Source organism: Clostridium bornimense, from assembly GCF_018917145.1.
Taxonomy (GTDB): Bacteria; Bacillota; Clostridia; order Clostridiales; family Clostridiaceae; genus Clostridium_AN; species Clostridium_AN bornimense_A.
In genome coordinates, this window is record NZ_JAHLOD010000040.1 from 1 (window position 1) to 17,079 (window position 17,079).

Genomic DNA, 17,079 nt, shown 5'->3' on the forward strand with positions numbered 1-17,079 from the left:
AAAGCAGAATTAGAAGCAAAGAAAAAAAGAGCATCATGATAAATGCGACTAACAACGTAGTCGCATCATCATATATCTTTTATTTATTTTGATTGTCTACTTGACAGGAGTCAGATCACAAGAGTGGAGCAGCTTTTTTATTGTTCTTATGGTTACAAAATAAAAATATAGGGGGTAAATTTGTGAATAATTATGTTGAAGATTATTATAATAACAATGCAGAAAATGAATGGAATAGATTAACTAATCCATATACTTTTATTGAATTTATCAGTACTATGAATCTAATAGAGAAATATTTTCCTTCAAAAGGTGATGTGATTGATATAGGATCTGGACCAGGAAGATATTCTATTGAGCTTTTAAAGAAAGGCTATAATGTAACTTTATTTGAATTATCAAATGAAGAACTTCAATTAGCTAAGAGTAAAATAGAGTGTAAAAATTTAAAGGCAGAAGAATATATTTGTGAAAATGCTTTAAATTTAGATAAAATAGAAAGCAATAAATATGATGCTATATTATTAATGGGACCAATGTATCATATATTAAATGAAGAAGATAGAAATAAAGTATTAAGGGAAAGTTATAGAATATTAAGAGAAGGTGGAATAGCTATTATTGCATACTTAAATTCTTGGGGATGTTTAAAGGCAGGGGTTACTGAATTTAGTAGTGTATTTAGTGATATAAATAATGTGTATAACTATTTGGACAACCAACAATTTGATCCAAGTACAAGTTTTACTAATTTATACATGGCAACACCACCGAAAGCATTAAAAGAAGTGAGTGATGTTGGTTTTAAAGTAATATCATATGCAGGTGCAGAAGGATTTTTATCTGGAATAGAAGATAAAATTGTGGAATTATCTAAAGAAAATGAGATAATATATAATAATTTAATTAAGGTTGCATCAGAAACTAGCGAATATCCTCAATATAGAGATGCTACTGAACACATGCATATTGTAGTAAAAAAATAAAGACTATTTTATTTAATTATGCGGAAGGCTTTTAAGTATATAAAATAGCATTTATAAATAAACTTGACATTAAATATTTCTATAATTATAATCTTAATATAATTTAAAATAGACGATGATAAGAAGGAGTAGTTAGTGAGAGTTATTTAGAGAGGAAGTGGAAGGTGTAAACTTCTTAACGTAGCTAATGAAGGCTGTCTTTAGTTTTATTACTTTAAGTGACACTATTTTCTTTAGTGTAATTAGGGTGGTACCGCGGAATTATAACTTTCGTCCCTTAGTGTGGATGGGAGTTTTTTTGTTTATATAAATATTTAGGAGGAAACAAAATGAAAAACATGGGTTTAAATGAATTAAGAGAAGCATATCTTAAATTCTTCGAAGAAAAGGGTCATTATAGAATGCCATCATTCTCTCTTGTACCTAAAAATGATAAATCTTTATTATTAATAAATGCAGGTATGGCACCACTTAAGCCATATTTTACAGGACTTCAAACACCACCAAGTAAGAGAGTTACTACTTGTCAAAAGTGTGTAAGAACTGGAGATATTGAAAATGTAGGTATAACTAGTAGACATGCAACTTACTTTGAGATGCTTGGAAACTTTTCTTTTGGTGATTACTTTAAAAAAGAAGTTATTCCATGGGCTTGGGAGTTTGTTACAGAAGTTTTAGAGTTACCTAAAGATAAGTTATTTGTAACTATTTACTTAGAAGATGATGAGGCTTATAAGTATTGGACTGAACTTACAGATGTTAATCCAAAGCATATTTTTAGATTAGGAAAAGAAGATAACTTCTGGGAACATGGTTCAGGTCCTTGTGGTCCATGTACAGAAATTCACTTCAATAGAACTGATGAAGAAGTAAATACAGTAGAAGAATTTTTAAAGGCTGCTGATGAAGATAAGGTAGTAGAATTCTGGAACTCAGTATTTACACAATTTGATGGAGACGGAAAAGGAAATTATACACCACTTGCTAATCCAAATATTGATACAGGTGTTGGACTAGAAAGATTAGCAACTATAATGCAAGGTAAAAATTCAATATTTGAAGTAGATACTATGGAAAATATACTAAATGAAGTTTCTAAGATTTCTGGTGTTAAGTACGGTGTAGATAAGAAAAGTGATATATCAATAAGAATTATAACTGATCACATTAGAAGTGTAACATTCTTAATATCTGATGATGTAATGCCATCAAATGAAGGTAGAGGATATGTACTTAGAAGATTACTTAGAAGAGCAGCAAGACATGGTAAAACTTTAGGAATAAAGGATGCATTTTTATGCGAATTATGTGATGTAGTTATTAATGATTCACATAAAGCATATCCTGAACTTATGACTAAGAGAGATTACATTAAGAAAGTAATAAAAAATGAAGAAGATAAATTCAGAGAAACTATAGATAGTGGTATGGATATATTAAATGGATTTATTTCTGAATTAAAAGAAAAGAAAGAAACAGTTTTAAGTGGAAGTAATGCATTTAAATTATATGATACTTATGGATTCCCAGTTGAACTTACAAGAGAAATTTTAGAAGATGAAGGTTTCTCTGTAGATGAAGATGGCTTTAAGAAAGAAATGAAGGAACAAAAAGAAAGAGCAAGAAATGCTAGAAAAACTTCAAATTATATGGGTGCTGATGTAAAAGTACTAGATATGATTTCAAATGAAATTGAAACATCATTTGATGGATATGATAATGAAGTATTAGATTCAGAAGTAAAAGTTTTAATTGATACAGAAGGTTTTGTAGATACATTAAAAGCAGAAGATAAAGGTGTTATTGTTACTGCAGTTACTCCATTTTATGCAGAAATGGGTGGTCAAGTAGGAGATACTGGTATCATATACAATGACAACTTTAAAGCTAAGGTTGTAGATACTAAGAAAAATATTGGTGGAAAGTTTGTTCACTTTGTTGAGATATTAGAAGGAGAAGTATCTGTTGGTGATACTGTAACATTAGCTATAGATAGTGAAAGAAGAGAAGCAATAAAGAAAAATCATACAGCTACTCATCTTTTAGATGCAGCTCTTAGAAAAGTATTAGGTTCTCATGTTCATCAAGCAGGATCATTAGTTAAGCCAGACGGATTAAGATTTGATTTTTCTCATTTAGAAGCTTTAACTTATGAAGAAATAATGAAAGTGGAAGAACTTATAAATGATGCAATAGTTAGTGTAACACCTGTTGAAACAAAAATTATGTCATTAGAAGATGCTAAAGAATCAGGAGCTATTGGTATTTTTGATGATAAGTATGCTGATGAAGTAAGAGTAGTTTGTGCTGGTGAATATTCAAAGGAATTATGTGGTGGTACACATATTGAAAATATAGGTAAGATTGGTCTATTCAAGATAATTTCTGAAAGTGGTGTAGCAGCAGGTGTAAGAAGAATCGAAGCTGTTACAGGTAAAGATGCATATAAAGTTATTAATGAAAAGAACGATGTATTAAGAGAGATAAGTTCTAAACTAAAATGTTCAGAAAAAGAAATTGTAACTAAAATTGAAAACCAAATGAAAGAATCAAAAGAAAAAGATAAGGAAATAGCAGCTTTAAAATCTAAATTTGCTTCAATGGGAATAGATGATATCATAAAATCTAAAAAGGTGGTTAATGATATAAATGTAATATCATACAAAGTTACAGATGTAGATGGAGAAGCATTAAGAAATCTTTGTGAACAAGTAAGAGATAAAGTTGAAAATTCAATTGTATTACTTGGAAGCGATGTTGATGGAAAAGTAGTATTATGCTCTATGGCTACTAAAGATGCTGTATCAAAAGGAGCTCATTGTGGTAAACTTATAAAAGAAGTTTCAGCACTTGTTGGAGGCGGTGGTGGTGGAAGACCAGACATGGCACAAGCAGGTGGTAAGAAACCAGAAGAATTAGATGCTGCTATAGAAAAGGTGTATGAAATTGTTTTAAATTATACTAAATAAGTATACTTTTAAGATTTTTTCTTATATAATAGTATTATAAGATAAAAAGGGGTGAATGTTATGAGTAATGCCAACGAACACACAATTCAATTTGATGCTATAAAAACAAAACAGGAATTAACAAAGGGTATACTGAGCGAAGTTTATACATCTCTGGTAGAAAAGGGATATAACCCTATAGACCAATTAGTTGGTTACTTGATTTCAGGGGACCCTACATATATAACTAATTATAATGGTGCACGTTCACTAGTTAGAAAATTAGAAAGATATGAAATACTAGAAGAAGTTGTTAAATCATACCTAAATATAGAAGATGATAAATAATAGATGGAAACTATAGAATAAATTATTAAAGATATGTCGCTCTAGTTCCTTACAATATTTAGGGATTAGAGCGATTAATTATAGTACGGAAAAAAGAAGTGGATTACTACATCCTTTCATAAAAAATCATTATAAAAATTGTTATTAAGTTAATAAAAATGTAGTTATATATGTGAGATTTATTTCCATATAAATCTTAAATTTACTATATATGTTATTATTATATATAATAAGTTTTAATTAAATTAGAGATAAATATAGAGACAATACATGAAGGATGGTCAAAATGAGAATATTAGGATTAGATTTAGGTGATAGAACTATAGGTGTTGCGGTAAGTGATCCATTAGGATTTACAGCTCAAGGAATAACAACAATAAGAAGAAAATCTTTACAATATGATATAGATGAGTTAAAAAAGATATGTAAAGAATATAATATAGAAAAAGTTTTATTGGGGTATCCTAAGAATATGAATGGAACAGAAGGCCCAAGATGTGAAATAGTAAAAGAATTTGCAGAAGTTATAAAAGAACAGCTAAATTTGCCTATACAGTTTTGGGATGAAAGGTTATCAACTGTAGCTGCACATAGAGCTATGTTAGAAGCAGATCTTTCTAGAGCTAAAAGAAAAAAAATTGTAGACAAAATAGCTGCTGTATATATATTACAAGGTTATTTAGATAGTATTTAATTTATACCTAAAAAGAGGAGGAAAATATAATGAAATATGAAACAATTCCACTATATGCAGAAGATGGAACAGAAGTATCAGCAAAAGTACTTTCAATGGTAGAAAGAGATGGAGAAGAGTATTACTTAGTAACTCCAGATGACTCTTTAGATGAAGTAGATCTATATATATTAAAAGTAGTAGAAGATGAAGATGGATCAAAATGCTTTGCAGAAGTAGAAGATGAAGACGAATATGATGAAGTTGCAGCTGCATTTGAAGAGGCTATTGAAGTTCTTAATGAAGAAGGACTTATAGAAGAGAATTAGGTATCTAATATGTCAGATGTAGTAAATGAAAAAATAGAGAAATTAAAGGTTCAATTAAAAGAAAAAGGGTATAAATTAACACCGCAAAGAAGAGCGGTACTTATTAAAATAATGGACTGCGAAGGAATGCATCTTACAGTAGAAGAATTGTATGATCTTGTGAAAAAGGAATGTCCAGAAATAGGATTAGCTACAGTTTATAGAACTATGCAACTTTTGGAGGAACTTGGATTTATATATAAGGTAGACTTAAGTAATGATGGATGTTCACGTTTTGAACTTGTTCATGATTGTGAAACACACCAACATCATCATCTTATTTGCACAAAATGTAATAAGATTATAGAAGTTGAAGAAGACCTTCTTGAAACTCTTGAGACAAAGATAGAGACAAATTATAAATTTAAGATAACAAATCATAGTGTTAAGTTTTATGGTATTTGTAATGATTGCAACAAAGATGAAGAAGAGAACGGTAGGAGGGTAATTGATGAGAAAGGTAAGAGCTAAAGAAGCGGAAAGTGAAAAGGATATAATAAAGATTATACCACTTGGGGGTCTGAATGAAGTAGGAAAGAATATGACTGCATTTGAATTCAGAGATGAAATTATAGTTATAGATTGTGGTTTAAAATTTCCTGAAGACGAAATGTATGGTATAGATTTAGTTATACCTGATATAACTTACTTGATAAAGAATAAGGAAAAAATTAAGGGGATTTTCTTAACTCATGGGCATGAAGACCACATAGGGGCATTGCCATATGTATTAAAAGAAATTAATGTACCGGTATATGGAACAAAGCTAACTTTAGGAATAGTAGAAACTAAATTAAAAGAACATGGATTATTAAGTGTAGTTAATTTAGTAAAAGTTAGATCAAGAAATATTATAAAATTAGATAATATGGCAGTAGAATTTATAAGAGTATCTCATTCTATAGCAGATGCATGTTCTATTGCTATACATACACCAGCTGGTGTTATATTCCACACTGGGGACTTTAAAATAGATTATACTCCAATTGATGGTGGAATGCCTGATCTTGCTAGATTTGCTGAGCTAGGTAAAAGAGGAGTTTTAGCTATGCTTGCAGATTCTACAAATGTTGAGAAACCTGGATATACAATGTCAGAATCAAGCGTTGGAGATACAATTGTAGAGATATTTAGAAATACAAAAGGAAGAATAATTGTTGCTACATTTGCTTCAAATGTTCATAGAATTCAACAAATTATAGAAGCTGCTGAAATGTTCAACAGAAGGGTTGCAGTATCAGGAAGAAGTATGGAGAACATAGTTGCTGTAGCCATGGAACTTGGATATATAAAAGCTGAAAAGAATACAATGATACCTATTGATGCAATAAATAAATATAATGATGAACAGATTGTAGTTATAACTACAGGAAGCCAAGGAGAGCCTATGTCTGCATTATCTAGAATGGCTTCATCTGATCATAAAAAGATAAATATAAAGAGTGGAGATAAAGTTATAATATCTGCTACTCCAATTCCAGGAAACGAAAAATTAGTATCTAATGTAGTAAATCAATTATTCAAAAAAGGTGCTGATGTTATTTATTCTAAACTAGCTAATGTCCATGTTTCTGGTCATGCATGTCAAGAAGAATTAAAACTTATGCATACTTTAATAAAACCAAAATATTTTATTCCTGTTCATGGGGAATACAGACATCTTAAGCAACATGGAGAGCTTGCTGTTAAGCTTGGTATGAAGCCTGAAAATGTATTTATTGGTGAAATTGGAGATGTAATAGAAGTATCAAGAGGTGCTGTTAAAAAGAGTGGTACAGTTACTAGCGGTCAAGTTTTTGTTGATGGATTAGGTGTTGGTGATGTTGGTAATATAGTTCTAAGAGATAGAAAGCATTTATCTAAAGATGGTATCTTAACAGTAGTTGTTACTATTGAAAAAGGATCAGGAAATGTTGTTGCAGGTCCAGATATAATTTCAAGAGGTTTTGTATATGTTAGAGAATCAGAAGATCTTATGGATGAAGCAAGAGAAATTGTAAAAGAAGCTTTAAGATATTGTGAAGAAGAACATTTAACAGAATGGTCTACTATTAAAGGTAACATAAAAGATGCTTTAAGAGATTTCTTATATGAAAGAACAAAGAGAAAACCAATGATACTACCAATAATAATGGAAGTATAAAGATTATTTTACAATATAAATACCATAAAAATTTAAGAAAAATGAAATTATACCAAAAGTATACTTAAAAAGAAATCAAATTAGTTCTACTAAAGTTGACTTTTATTTCACATAATAATAAAATTAATAGAGATAATTATTATTGGATACTTTAAAGTATCCAATTTTTTTTAAAAAATAGGAGCTGCATTTTAATAATCTATGTATAATGATGTAGATTGTAGGAAGTATTAGTTCTTTATTATATAAAATACTGGAGGAAAAACAATGAAAAATTTTAGCAGAGAAAATATTAGAAATATAGCTATAATAGCGCACGTTGACCATGGTAAAACTACATTAGTTGATGCACTATTAAGACAAAGTAATATTTTCAGAAGTAATGAAAAAGTTGAAGAAAGAGTAATGGACTCTAACGACTTAGAAAAAGAAAGAGGAATAACTATCCTTTCAAAGAATACAGCAGTAACTTATGGAGATACAAAAATTAATATAGTTGATACTCCTGGACATGCTGACTTTGGTGGAGAAGTTGAAAGAGTACTTAAAATGGTTGATTCAGTACTTTTAGTTGTTGACTCTTACGAAGGACCAATGCCACAAACTAAGTTCGTACTTAAAAAAGCTTTAGAATTAGATCTTAAACCAATAGTTGTTATAAATAAAATTGATAGACCAGACGAAAGAGCAGAAGAAGTTTTAGATGAAGTTTTTGACTTATTCGTAGAACTTGGTGCAAGTGATGAACAAACAGATTTCGAAGTAATTTATGCATCAGGAAGAGCAGGATTTGCTAGATATGACAAAGATGATGAAAATAACGATATGATTCCTCTTTTCGATACTATCATTAAAAACGTATCAGCACCTCAAGGTGAATTAGATGCGCCACTTCAAATGCTTGTTACTACAATTGATTCAAATGAATATGTTGGTAGAATAGCTATTGGTAAAATTCATAGAGGAAGTGTAAAAAGAAATCAAAATATCGTAATTATGAGAAAAGATGGTACAACTACTAACGGTAAGATAGTAAATGTATATACTCATGAAGGATTAAATAGAGTAGAAGTTGATGAAGCTACAATTGGAGATATTGTTGCAGTATCAGGTTTAGCTGATGTAAATATTGGAGAAACTATAGCTGATGCATCATGTCCAGAAGCATTACCATTTGTAGAAATTGATGAACCAACACTTTCAATGCACTTTATGGTAAATAACTCACCATTTGCAGGAAGAGAAGGAACATTCTTAACTACTAGACATATAAGAGATAGACTTATGAAGGAACTTGAAACTAATGTTTCTTTAAGAGTAAAAGAAACTGAATCTCCAGATGTATTTGAAGTTTCAGGAAGAGGAGAACTTCATTTATCTGTATTAATCGAAACTATGAGAAGAGAAGGTTATGAATTCCAAGTTTCTAAAGCTATGGTTATCTTCCATGAAGAAAATGGTAAGAAGTTAGAACCTATTGAATATTTAACTATTGATGTTCCAGAAGAATTCATGGGAGTTGTAATGGAAAAGCTTGGACCTAGAAAAGGTGAAATGGTTAATATGACTTCTGCTCAAAATGGATATACTAGATTAGAATTTAAGATTCCAGCAAGAGGTCTTATAGGATTTAGAAATGAATTTATGACTGATACTAAAGGTAATGGTATCATGAACCACGTATTTGATGGATATGAACCATATAAGGGTGAAATTCCTGAAAGAAGTAGAGGATCTATAATTGCTTTTGAAACAGGAACAACTTTAGCATATGGATTATTTAATGCACAAGACAGAGGTACTTTATTTGTTGGACCTGGTGTAGAAGTATATGAAGGTATGGTTGTTGGTGAAAGTTCAAGAGCTGATGATATAGAAGTAAATGTATGTAAGAAGAAACACTTAAGTAATACAAGAGCTTCAGGATCAGATGATGCATTAAAATTAGTACCAATCAGAGAAATGACTCTAGAAAGAAGTTTAGAGTTTATAGCATCAGATGAATTAGTTGAAGTTACTCCAGAAAGTGTAAGAATAAGAAAGAGAATTTTAAATAGTGACGAAAGAAAAAGAGCATCAAGAAAGAAATAAATTTTAACTGTGGGGTGTGTGTGAGAAGTGGGTAAAAAAATATTAAAAAATTTTTTAATTACTATTGTTTTTTTAATAGTAGCTGCAGAAGTTGGATGGTATTTTTATACTAGTACTATAAAAAAGCCTTTCATTAATATTGGTAAAAATGAAGTTGTTGAAGTTAAAGAAAATGATACTTTAAACACTGTATTGTCAAGATTAGATGAAGAAGGAAAGTTGAAAAACTTATTTATGGTAAAAGTGTATAACAAAATTTCTTCAGGAGATAGGAACATAAAAGTCGGATCTTATGAAATTAATAAAGATGATAGTCTCAATGATTTTTTAGATAGAATTATTTCAGGAAAAGAAAGTTATGCATATAAAATTACAGTACCTGAAGGAAAAAATATTGAAGAAATAGCAGCAATTGTTGAAGAGGCAGGTATTGTTTCAAAGGATGAATTTTTAGCAGCTATTAAGGAATACCCACTTCCATCCTATGTACAAAGTAATCCAGAAAAGAGATACAATCTTGAAGGATATTTATTTCCTGATACGTATACTTTTAATAAAGATGTAACTGCTAATGATGTAATTGGAAACATGATTAAGAGATTTGAAACGGCTATAAGTGAAATAGAAACTGAAGAAGGCGTTACAATTTCTGATGATAAACTTGAAGATATAATTATAAGAGCATCTATTATAGAAAAAGAGATTAAAGTTGATGAAGAACGTCCAATAGTTGCTGGAGTTATAGAAAATAGATTAGAGCAAGGAATGCCATTACAAATGGATGCTACTAGTCTTTATGCTACTGGGAAACATGATACAGCGCCTACTCCAGAGGACTTAAAAATAAAATCACCTTATAATACTTATTATGTAAAAGGATTGCCAGTAGGGCCTATTGCAAGTCCAGGAAAGGTATCAATTGAGGCAGTATTAAAACCTAAGAAATCAGACTATATATACTATGTTCTTAAAAAGGGTGGCAACGGGGAGCATGTATTTGCTATTACTCATGATGAACATAAAAAGAATGTGGAAGAAAATATAAATTAATTGGAGGGTAATATGGGTGGAGTAACCTACGATTATATGGAGAGGTATATAAGAGATTTAATACCTGAGAACAATGATTTTCTTAAAGAATTAGAAAAATATGCTTCTGAATATAATGTGCCTATTATTCAAAAAGAAGGTGCACAATTTTTAAAAACAATTGTGTCAATAAAGAAGCCTAAAAAAGTTTTAGAGTTAGGAACAGCTATAGGATATTCTGCACTTACTATATATGAAAGTAATAAGTGTAAAATAACAACTATTGATAGAAGTAGTGATATGGTTGCTAAAGCAAGAGAAAACATAGAAAAAGCTGGAGCACAAAATGATATAACTGTAATAGAAGGCGATGTATTAGAAGTTGTAAAAGGGCTTGATGAGAAGTTTGATCTAATATTTATGGATGCGGGGAAGGGACATTATAATCATTTGCTAGACGATATTTTAAGGTTACTTTCTGATGATGGCGTTATTGTTGCAGATAATGTACTTTTTAGAGGTATGGTTGCTAACGATGACTTAGTTATAAGAAGAAAAATAACTATTGTAAAAAGAATGAGAGCATATCTTGAAATGATAAATGAGAGAGAGGAGTTAGTGACTTCTATTATTCCTATGGGAGATGGTATTGCACTAACAACAAGGAGGAAATAAAAAATGATTAAAAAACCAGAACTTTTAGCTCCAGCAGGGAATTTAGAGAAGCTGAAGGTTGCCATAAGATATGGAGCAGATGCTGTATATTTAGGTGGAAGTAAATTAAACCTAAGAGCATTTGCACATAACTTCGACAATGATCAACTAAGAGAAGGAGTAAAATATGCCCATGATAGAGGTAAGAAAGTATATGTTACTTTAAATGTTATACCTCATAATGGAGATTTTGCTGGCATAGAAGATTATTTAAAAGAACTTTATGAAATAGGTGTTGATGCAATAATTGTTGCTGATCCTGGTATAATTGCTACAGCTAAAGAAGTTGTGCCAGATTTAGAATTACATCTAAGTACTCAAGCAAATGCGGTAAATATAAGAACAGTTAAGTTCTGGCATTCAATGGGTATAAAGAGAGTAGTTCCAGCAAGAGAAATGAGTATGCAAGAAATAAAAGATCTTATAAAAGAGATACCAGATACATGTGAAGTTGAATCTTTTGTTCATGGTGCAATGTGCATGGCTTATTCAGGTAGATGTATTATTTCTAATTATATGACAGGAAGAAGATCTAATAGTGGTGCTTGTGCTCAACCATGTAGATATAAGTATCATTTAGTAGAAGAAAGACGTCCTGGAGAATACTATGAAGTTAAAGAAGATGAAAGAGGTTCTTACATCATGAATTCAAAGGATTTATGTATGATAGAACATATTCCAGACTTAGTAGAAGCAGGAATTGATTCTTTCAAAATTGAAGGAAGAATGAAGAGCTCTTATTATGTTGCATCAGTAGTAAAAGCATACAGAGAAGCTATTGATACTTATTTTGAAGATCCTGAAAATTATAAATTCAATGAAAAGTGGATGGAATATTTATTAAAACCAAGCCATAGAAGATATACTACAGGATTCTATTATAATGATCAAGACAGACAATACTATGAATCATCTTCATATCTAAGAAATTTTGATATTGTAGGTATAGTTAAATCTTATGATAAAGAAACAAAAATAGTTACTGTGGAACAAAGAAACAGATTATTTGCTGGTGATAAGGTAGAAATTTTAAGACCAAAGGGAGAATGTTTTGAAGTTACTATAGAAGACATGAAAAATGAAAATGGGGAATCTATAGAAGTTGCTCCAAATGCTCAAATGATATTTACCTTTAAGTGTGATGAGGAGTTAGAGGAAGATTACATGCTTGTAAAAGGTAAGGAGGAAAACTAATGAAGAAGCCTATAGTAATTGGTATAACTGGTGGAACTGGTTCAGGAAAGAGTACAATAGCTAGAGAAATCTATGAAAGTTTTAATGAAAAAAATATAACTATGATAGAACAAGATTCTTATTATAAGGATCAAAGTCATCTAGAACCAGAAGAAAGAGTTAAAACTAATTATGATCATCCTAAAGCTTTTGATAACGAACTTTTAATAGAACATATTAAAGCTTTAGTGGCTGGAGAAACAATAGAAAAACCTATATATGATTTTTCTATTCATAATAGAGTTAAAGAAACAATAACTGTTGAACCAAATCAAATAATAATAGTTGAAGGAATATTAATATTTGAAAATGAAAAACTAAGAGATCTTATGGATATCAAGATATTTGTTGATACTGATGCCGATGTAAGAATAGTAAGAAGAATAGTTAGAGATATTGATGAAAGAGGTAGAACATTAAAAAGTGTTATTAATCAATATCTTACTATGGTAAGACCTATGCACTTACAATTTACAGAACCATCAAAGAGATATGCTGACTTAATAATACCAGAAGGTGGAGGTAATAAAGTAGCAATAGATCTTTTAGTTGCTAAGATAAAAGAGATTATAAATAGTAAATAATAAAAAGGAGCTGATACACAATAGATAAAATTGTGCATCAGCTCCTTTTTAGAGTGAATAAGTAAAAGTGAATAGTTGTGGATGAAATTTCCTCTATGAAATTTCTAAGATTTTAAGTGTTATAATTTTATGTATAAAATAAATTGGTTTTCTAAATACATCTATAAATACAATTGTAACTCTCGCTGTCCGAAGGACTATAATATTTTCCCTATAGGGGAAATTAACTGAAACTGTGAACTGCCGTAACTGTGCACTGAAATTGTGAATTATATTTAGATTTCTATCATTTTTTTATGGATTGTTAAATAAAATAATATAGAGCAATAAAAAAGGAGTCTCGTAAATGTTTATTGATGGACTTCTGAATATGTTAATAAATATGAATTTTGTTACAGGTTATCTTTCTAATTCAAATTCTTTTCCTAAACCTTTAGATGAGAAAGAAGAACGATATTATATAACAAAATTGAAAGAAGGAGATATACATGCTAAGAGCATATTGGTAGAAAAGAATTTAAGACTAGTAGCTCATATTGTAAAAAAATATACATCGACAGGAAAGGATAACGATGAACTTATATCTATAGGAACTGTTGGTCTTATAAAAGCAATTGATTCTTTTCAACCTAATAAAGGGACTAGACTTGCAACATATGCTGCTAGATGTATAGAGAATGAAATACTTATGCTTATAAGAAATAATAAAAAGACTAAAGGAGAAGTTTTTTTGCAGGAACCTATTGGGGTAGATAAAGAAGGTAATGAAATATCTTTGATGGATGTATTAAGCGCTACAGAGGATTCTGTAATAGAAATTGTAGAAAATAGAGTACAAGTAAAAAAGCTATATGAAGAAATAGATAAGTGTCTTAAAGGCAGAGATAGAACAATAATAATGATGAGGTATGGTTTATTAAATGGCAAGCCAAAGACACAAAGAGAGATAGCTATGCATTTGGGAATTTCTAGATCTTATGTATCTAGAATTGAGAAGAGAGCTTTAAAGAAATTGTATAAGGCGTTAAATGCAACCAATAAAATATAAATATAGACATCACAAGTATAATTTAACTTGTGATGTTTAACTTTTTTTATAAATATTATATAATTATAAATAAAATGAAATAAAGAAGGTGAAATATTTGGCTACATTAAAAGAGTTATTAAGAGAAATAGTTGCTAAAAAGGGGTCTGATTTACACTTGACTGTTGGAGTTCCACCAGTAATAAGACTTAATGGTAAATTGGTTCATACTGATCATGACCCATTGACACATAATGAATTAGATGGTTATGTAAAAGAAATTTTAACCTTGGATGAATATAGAAGATATAATAGTAAGGGAGAACTAGATAAGTCATATTCACTTAATGGTGTAGGAAGATATAGAGTTAATGTATTTAAACAAAGAGAGCATGATGCAATAGCAATAAGACTTATAGGATTAAAAATTCCAGAATTGGATACATTACATTTACCACCAGTAGTAAGAGAGTTAACAACTAAGAAAAGAGGGTTAATTTTAGTAACAGGTCCTACAGGAAGTGGTAAATCAACTACTTTAGCAGCAATTATAAATGAAATTAATGAAACAAGAGCAGATCATATTCTAACATTAGAAGACCCAATAGAATATTTACATAGACATAAAAAATCAATAGTAAATCAAAGAGAAATAGGAAATGATAGTGCAAATTATAACAATGCATTAACAGCTGCATTAAGAGAAGATCCAGATGTTATTCTTATAGGGGAAATGAGAGATTTAGATAGTATATCTATAGCTATTACTGCAGCTGAAACAGGTCACTTAGTATTTTCAACATTACATACTATAGGAGCAGCTAAAACAATAGATAGAATTATAGACGTATTTCCTCCTCATCAACAACAACAAGTTAAAGTGCAATTATCAGGCGTATTAAAGGGAGTAATTTCACAACAATTATTGCCACTTACAGAAGATAGAGGTAGATGTGCTGCATTAGAAGTTATGACAGTAACTCCAGCAATACAAAGTTTAATAAGAGAGGGAAAGACACATCAGATTCAATCATCAGTTCAAACTGGATCAAAATATGGTATGCAAACAATGGACATGGCTATTGCAGATTTATATAGAAAAAATGAAATTACAATTGAATCAGCTATGGAATACGCAGTAGATTTAGATGCATTACAAAGAATGTTATATGTTTAGAATATAATTGTAGTAAATAAGAATAGTGAATAATCAATAAGGGCATAATGTTAATAAAGACATTATGTCTTTATTTTTTTAGTAAAGAAAAAATTGAAGATAATATATATGTTGTCTCAATGAAAAACTAGGGGGAAAAAAAATTGATTATTATAAAACATATGATTTCTTTTGTTGTTATTGCTATATCAAAAATAACTTTTGTGTATTTGATATATGAATTAATTATGAGTCTTATGGGAATCTATGATAAAAAAGATGAAGAAGAAGTAGAGGAAAGAAAATCTTTTGCATTATTAGTAGCAGCTCATAATGAAGAAAAAGTAATATCAGATATAATAAAGTCGTTGAAACTTATAGAATATCCTAAAGAAAAGTATGATATTTTTGTAGTTGCTGATAATTGTGATGATAACACGGCTAAGATAGCAAGAGCGGACGGCGCAATAGTATATGAGCGGCATGATTTAAAAAATCAAGGTAAAGGATATGCTATGGAGTGGATGTTTAAGAAGATATTTAACATGGATAAACAATATGATGCTATAGCTATTTTTGATGCTGATAATTTAGTATCAAAAAATTTCTTAAATGCAATGAATAAGAAGTTATGTCAAGGATATAAGGTTGTACAAGGATATTTGGATAGTAAGAATCCAGAAGATTCTTGGATAACAGGATGTTATTCATTAGCATTTTGGCAAAATAATAGAACTGTTCAATTAGCAAAGCAAAATATAGGACTATCTGCACAACTTGGAGGAACAGGTTTTTGTATAGATATTGATACACTTAGATCTTTAGGATGGGGAGCAACTTGTTTAACAGAGGATTTAGAATTTACTTGTAAGTTAGTTAGCAAAGGAGAAAAGGTTGGTTGGGCACATGATGCAGTTATTTATGATGAGAAGCCATTAACATTAAAGCAGTCATGGAACCAAAGAAAAAGATGGATGAAAGGCTTTGCTGATGTGTCATCAAGGTATTTTTTTAAGTTAATAAAATATGGAGTTATACACAAGAGTTGGACTGCAATAGATTGTGCGATATACAGCATTCAACCATATTTTACTGTTGCCATGGGAATAACATTAATATATAGTTTATATCAAGGATTAATAACAATATTAACATATAACATAATGGATATTGTGAATATAAGGTTAAATATTGCAATTATATGTATGACAACATTTATGTTGTTTTTGTACTACGTATATTATTTGTTTATAATGTCATTAGATAAAAAGTTATCTTATAAAATGATTTTTTATTATGTTATGTTATATTATTTTTATTTATTAACTTGGATGCCTATTTCTTTTTTAGGGATAATTGAAAAGAACAATAAAGAATGGTGTCACACTGTACATACTAGAAGCATAGATATATCTGAAATGGATATTTAACTATTGGAGGTGTCGCAGTAACAAATAAAAAATTGTTAGTGATACCTCCTTTTATTATGGCAGAAAACAGGACATAGGTTAGATGGCACAGTGCACAAGTAAGGTTAATTTCCCCTAAAGGGAAAATATTCTAGACCTGTACCTTGTGCCCCGACTTCTATTTTGCTGAAAAAACTTTTTTGTGCGACAGCCTCCTTAATAAAGTGATAGAGGCTACTGCATGAAGGTGTGACAGGAGTATGATATTTTTTTCTATACTTGCTCAATAAATAACAGTTATTACACTATATTCAAATTAATATAATATAACTTACATTATCAAATAATTTTTTTATTAATAAGAAGGAAA

General features: G+C 29.8%; 15 protein-coding genes and 1 other annotated feature. All 15 genes read left to right on the top strand.

The annotated features are described in order from the left end of the window. Window positions 1-182 precede the first annotated feature (182 nt). The 15 genes from KQI30_RS12610 to KQI30_RS12680 all read left to right on the top strand — a co-directional run bounded on the left by KQI30_RS12610 (window position 183) and on the right by KQI30_RS12680 (window position 16,730). Window positions 183-986: a class I SAM-dependent methyltransferase gene (locus KQI30_RS12610; protein ID WP_216463701.1), complete on the top strand. Its 804-nt coding sequence runs from the start codon at window positions 183-185 to the stop codon at window positions 984-986. A 106-nt stretch (window positions 987-1,092) separates the two neighbouring features. Continuing rightward, window positions 1,093-1,267, top strand: a binding site (T-box leader). A 48-nt stretch (window positions 1,268-1,315) separates the two neighbouring features. Then, window positions 1,316-3,955, top strand: coding sequence for an alanine--tRNA ligase (alaS, locus tag KQI30_RS12615; protein ID WP_216463702.1), 2,640 nt, complete (start codon window positions 1,316-1,318; stop codon window positions 3,953-3,955). Window positions 3,956-4,015: 60 nt separating this feature from the next. Next, entirely contained in the window at window positions 4,016-4,282 is a 267-nt protein-coding gene (locus KQI30_RS12620; protein ID WP_216463703.1) for an IreB family regulatory phosphoprotein, read from the top strand. A gap of 286 nt (window positions 4,283-4,568) precedes the next feature. Next, window positions 4,569-4,976 carry a Holliday junction resolvase RuvX gene (ruvX, locus tag KQI30_RS12625; RefSeq protein ID WP_216463704.1) on the top strand — a complete coding sequence of 136 codons (408 nt, stop codon included), beginning with the start codon at window positions 4,569-4,571 and terminating at the stop codon, window positions 4,974-4,976. Between the two features lie 29 nt (window positions 4,977-5,005). Further along, window positions 5,006-5,284 carry a DUF1292 domain-containing protein gene (locus KQI30_RS12630; protein WP_044038848.1) on the top strand — a complete coding sequence of 93 codons (279 nt, stop codon included), beginning with the start codon at window positions 5,006-5,008 and terminating at the stop codon, window positions 5,282-5,284. A 9-nt stretch (window positions 5,285-5,293) separates the two neighbouring features. After that, complete coding sequence (locus tag KQI30_RS12635; RefSeq protein WP_216463705.1) at window positions 5,294-5,794, top strand: Fur family transcriptional regulator; 501 nt, start codon at window positions 5,294-5,296, stop codon at window positions 5,792-5,794. Further along, window positions 5,775-7,466: a ribonuclease J gene (locus tag KQI30_RS12640; protein ID WP_216463706.1), complete on the top strand. Its 1,692-nt coding sequence runs from the start codon at window positions 5,775-5,777 to the stop codon at window positions 7,464-7,466. Before KQI30_RS12635 ends, KQI30_RS12640 begins: the two co-directional genes overlap by 20 nt. A gap of 267 nt (window positions 7,467-7,733) precedes the next feature. After that, window positions 7,734-9,557 carry a translational GTPase TypA gene (gene typA, locus KQI30_RS12645; protein ID WP_216463707.1) on the top strand — a complete coding sequence of 608 codons (1,824 nt, stop codon included), beginning with the start codon at window positions 7,734-7,736 and terminating at the stop codon, window positions 9,555-9,557. A 27-nt stretch (window positions 9,558-9,584) separates the two neighbouring features. Next, on the top strand, window positions 9,585-10,607 hold the full coding sequence (gene mltG, locus KQI30_RS12650) for an endolytic transglycosylase MltG (protein ID WP_216463708.1): 1,023 nt from the start codon (window positions 9,585-9,587) through the stop codon (window positions 10,605-10,607). A gap of 12 nt (window positions 10,608-10,619) precedes the next feature. Beyond that, window positions 10,620-11,261 carry an O-methyltransferase gene (locus KQI30_RS12655; RefSeq protein ID WP_216463709.1) on the top strand — a complete coding sequence of 214 codons (642 nt, stop codon included), beginning with the start codon at window positions 10,620-10,622 and terminating at the stop codon, window positions 11,259-11,261. 6 nt (window positions 11,262-11,267) lie between these two features. Then, on the top strand, window positions 11,268-12,494 hold the full coding sequence (locus tag KQI30_RS12660; protein ID WP_216463728.1) for a peptidase U32 family protein: 1,227 nt from the start codon (window positions 11,268-11,270) through the stop codon (window positions 12,492-12,494). Then, window positions 12,494-13,117 carry a uridine kinase gene (udk, locus tag KQI30_RS12665; RefSeq protein ID WP_216463710.1) on the top strand — a complete coding sequence of 208 codons (624 nt, stop codon included), beginning with the start codon at window positions 12,494-12,496 and terminating at the stop codon, window positions 13,115-13,117. Before KQI30_RS12660 ends, udk begins: the two co-directional genes overlap by 1 nt. Window positions 13,118-13,463: 346 nt before the next feature. Then, window positions 13,464-14,165, top strand: a complete 702-nt coding sequence (sigK, locus tag KQI30_RS12670; protein WP_216463711.1) for an RNA polymerase sporulation sigma factor SigK — start codon at window positions 13,464-13,466, stop codon at window positions 14,163-14,165. Between the two features lie 97 nt (window positions 14,166-14,262). Continuing rightward, entirely contained in the window at window positions 14,263-15,321 is a 1,059-nt protein-coding gene (locus tag KQI30_RS12675; RefSeq protein ID WP_216463712.1) for a type IV pilus twitching motility protein PilT, read from the top strand. Between the two features lie 143 nt (window positions 15,322-15,464). Beyond that, window positions 15,465-16,730: a glycosyltransferase family 2 protein gene (locus KQI30_RS12680; RefSeq protein WP_437177736.1), complete on the top strand. Its 1,266-nt coding sequence runs from the start codon at window positions 15,465-15,467 to the stop codon at window positions 16,728-16,730. The last annotated feature ends 349 nt before the right edge of the window (window positions 16,731-17,079 follow it).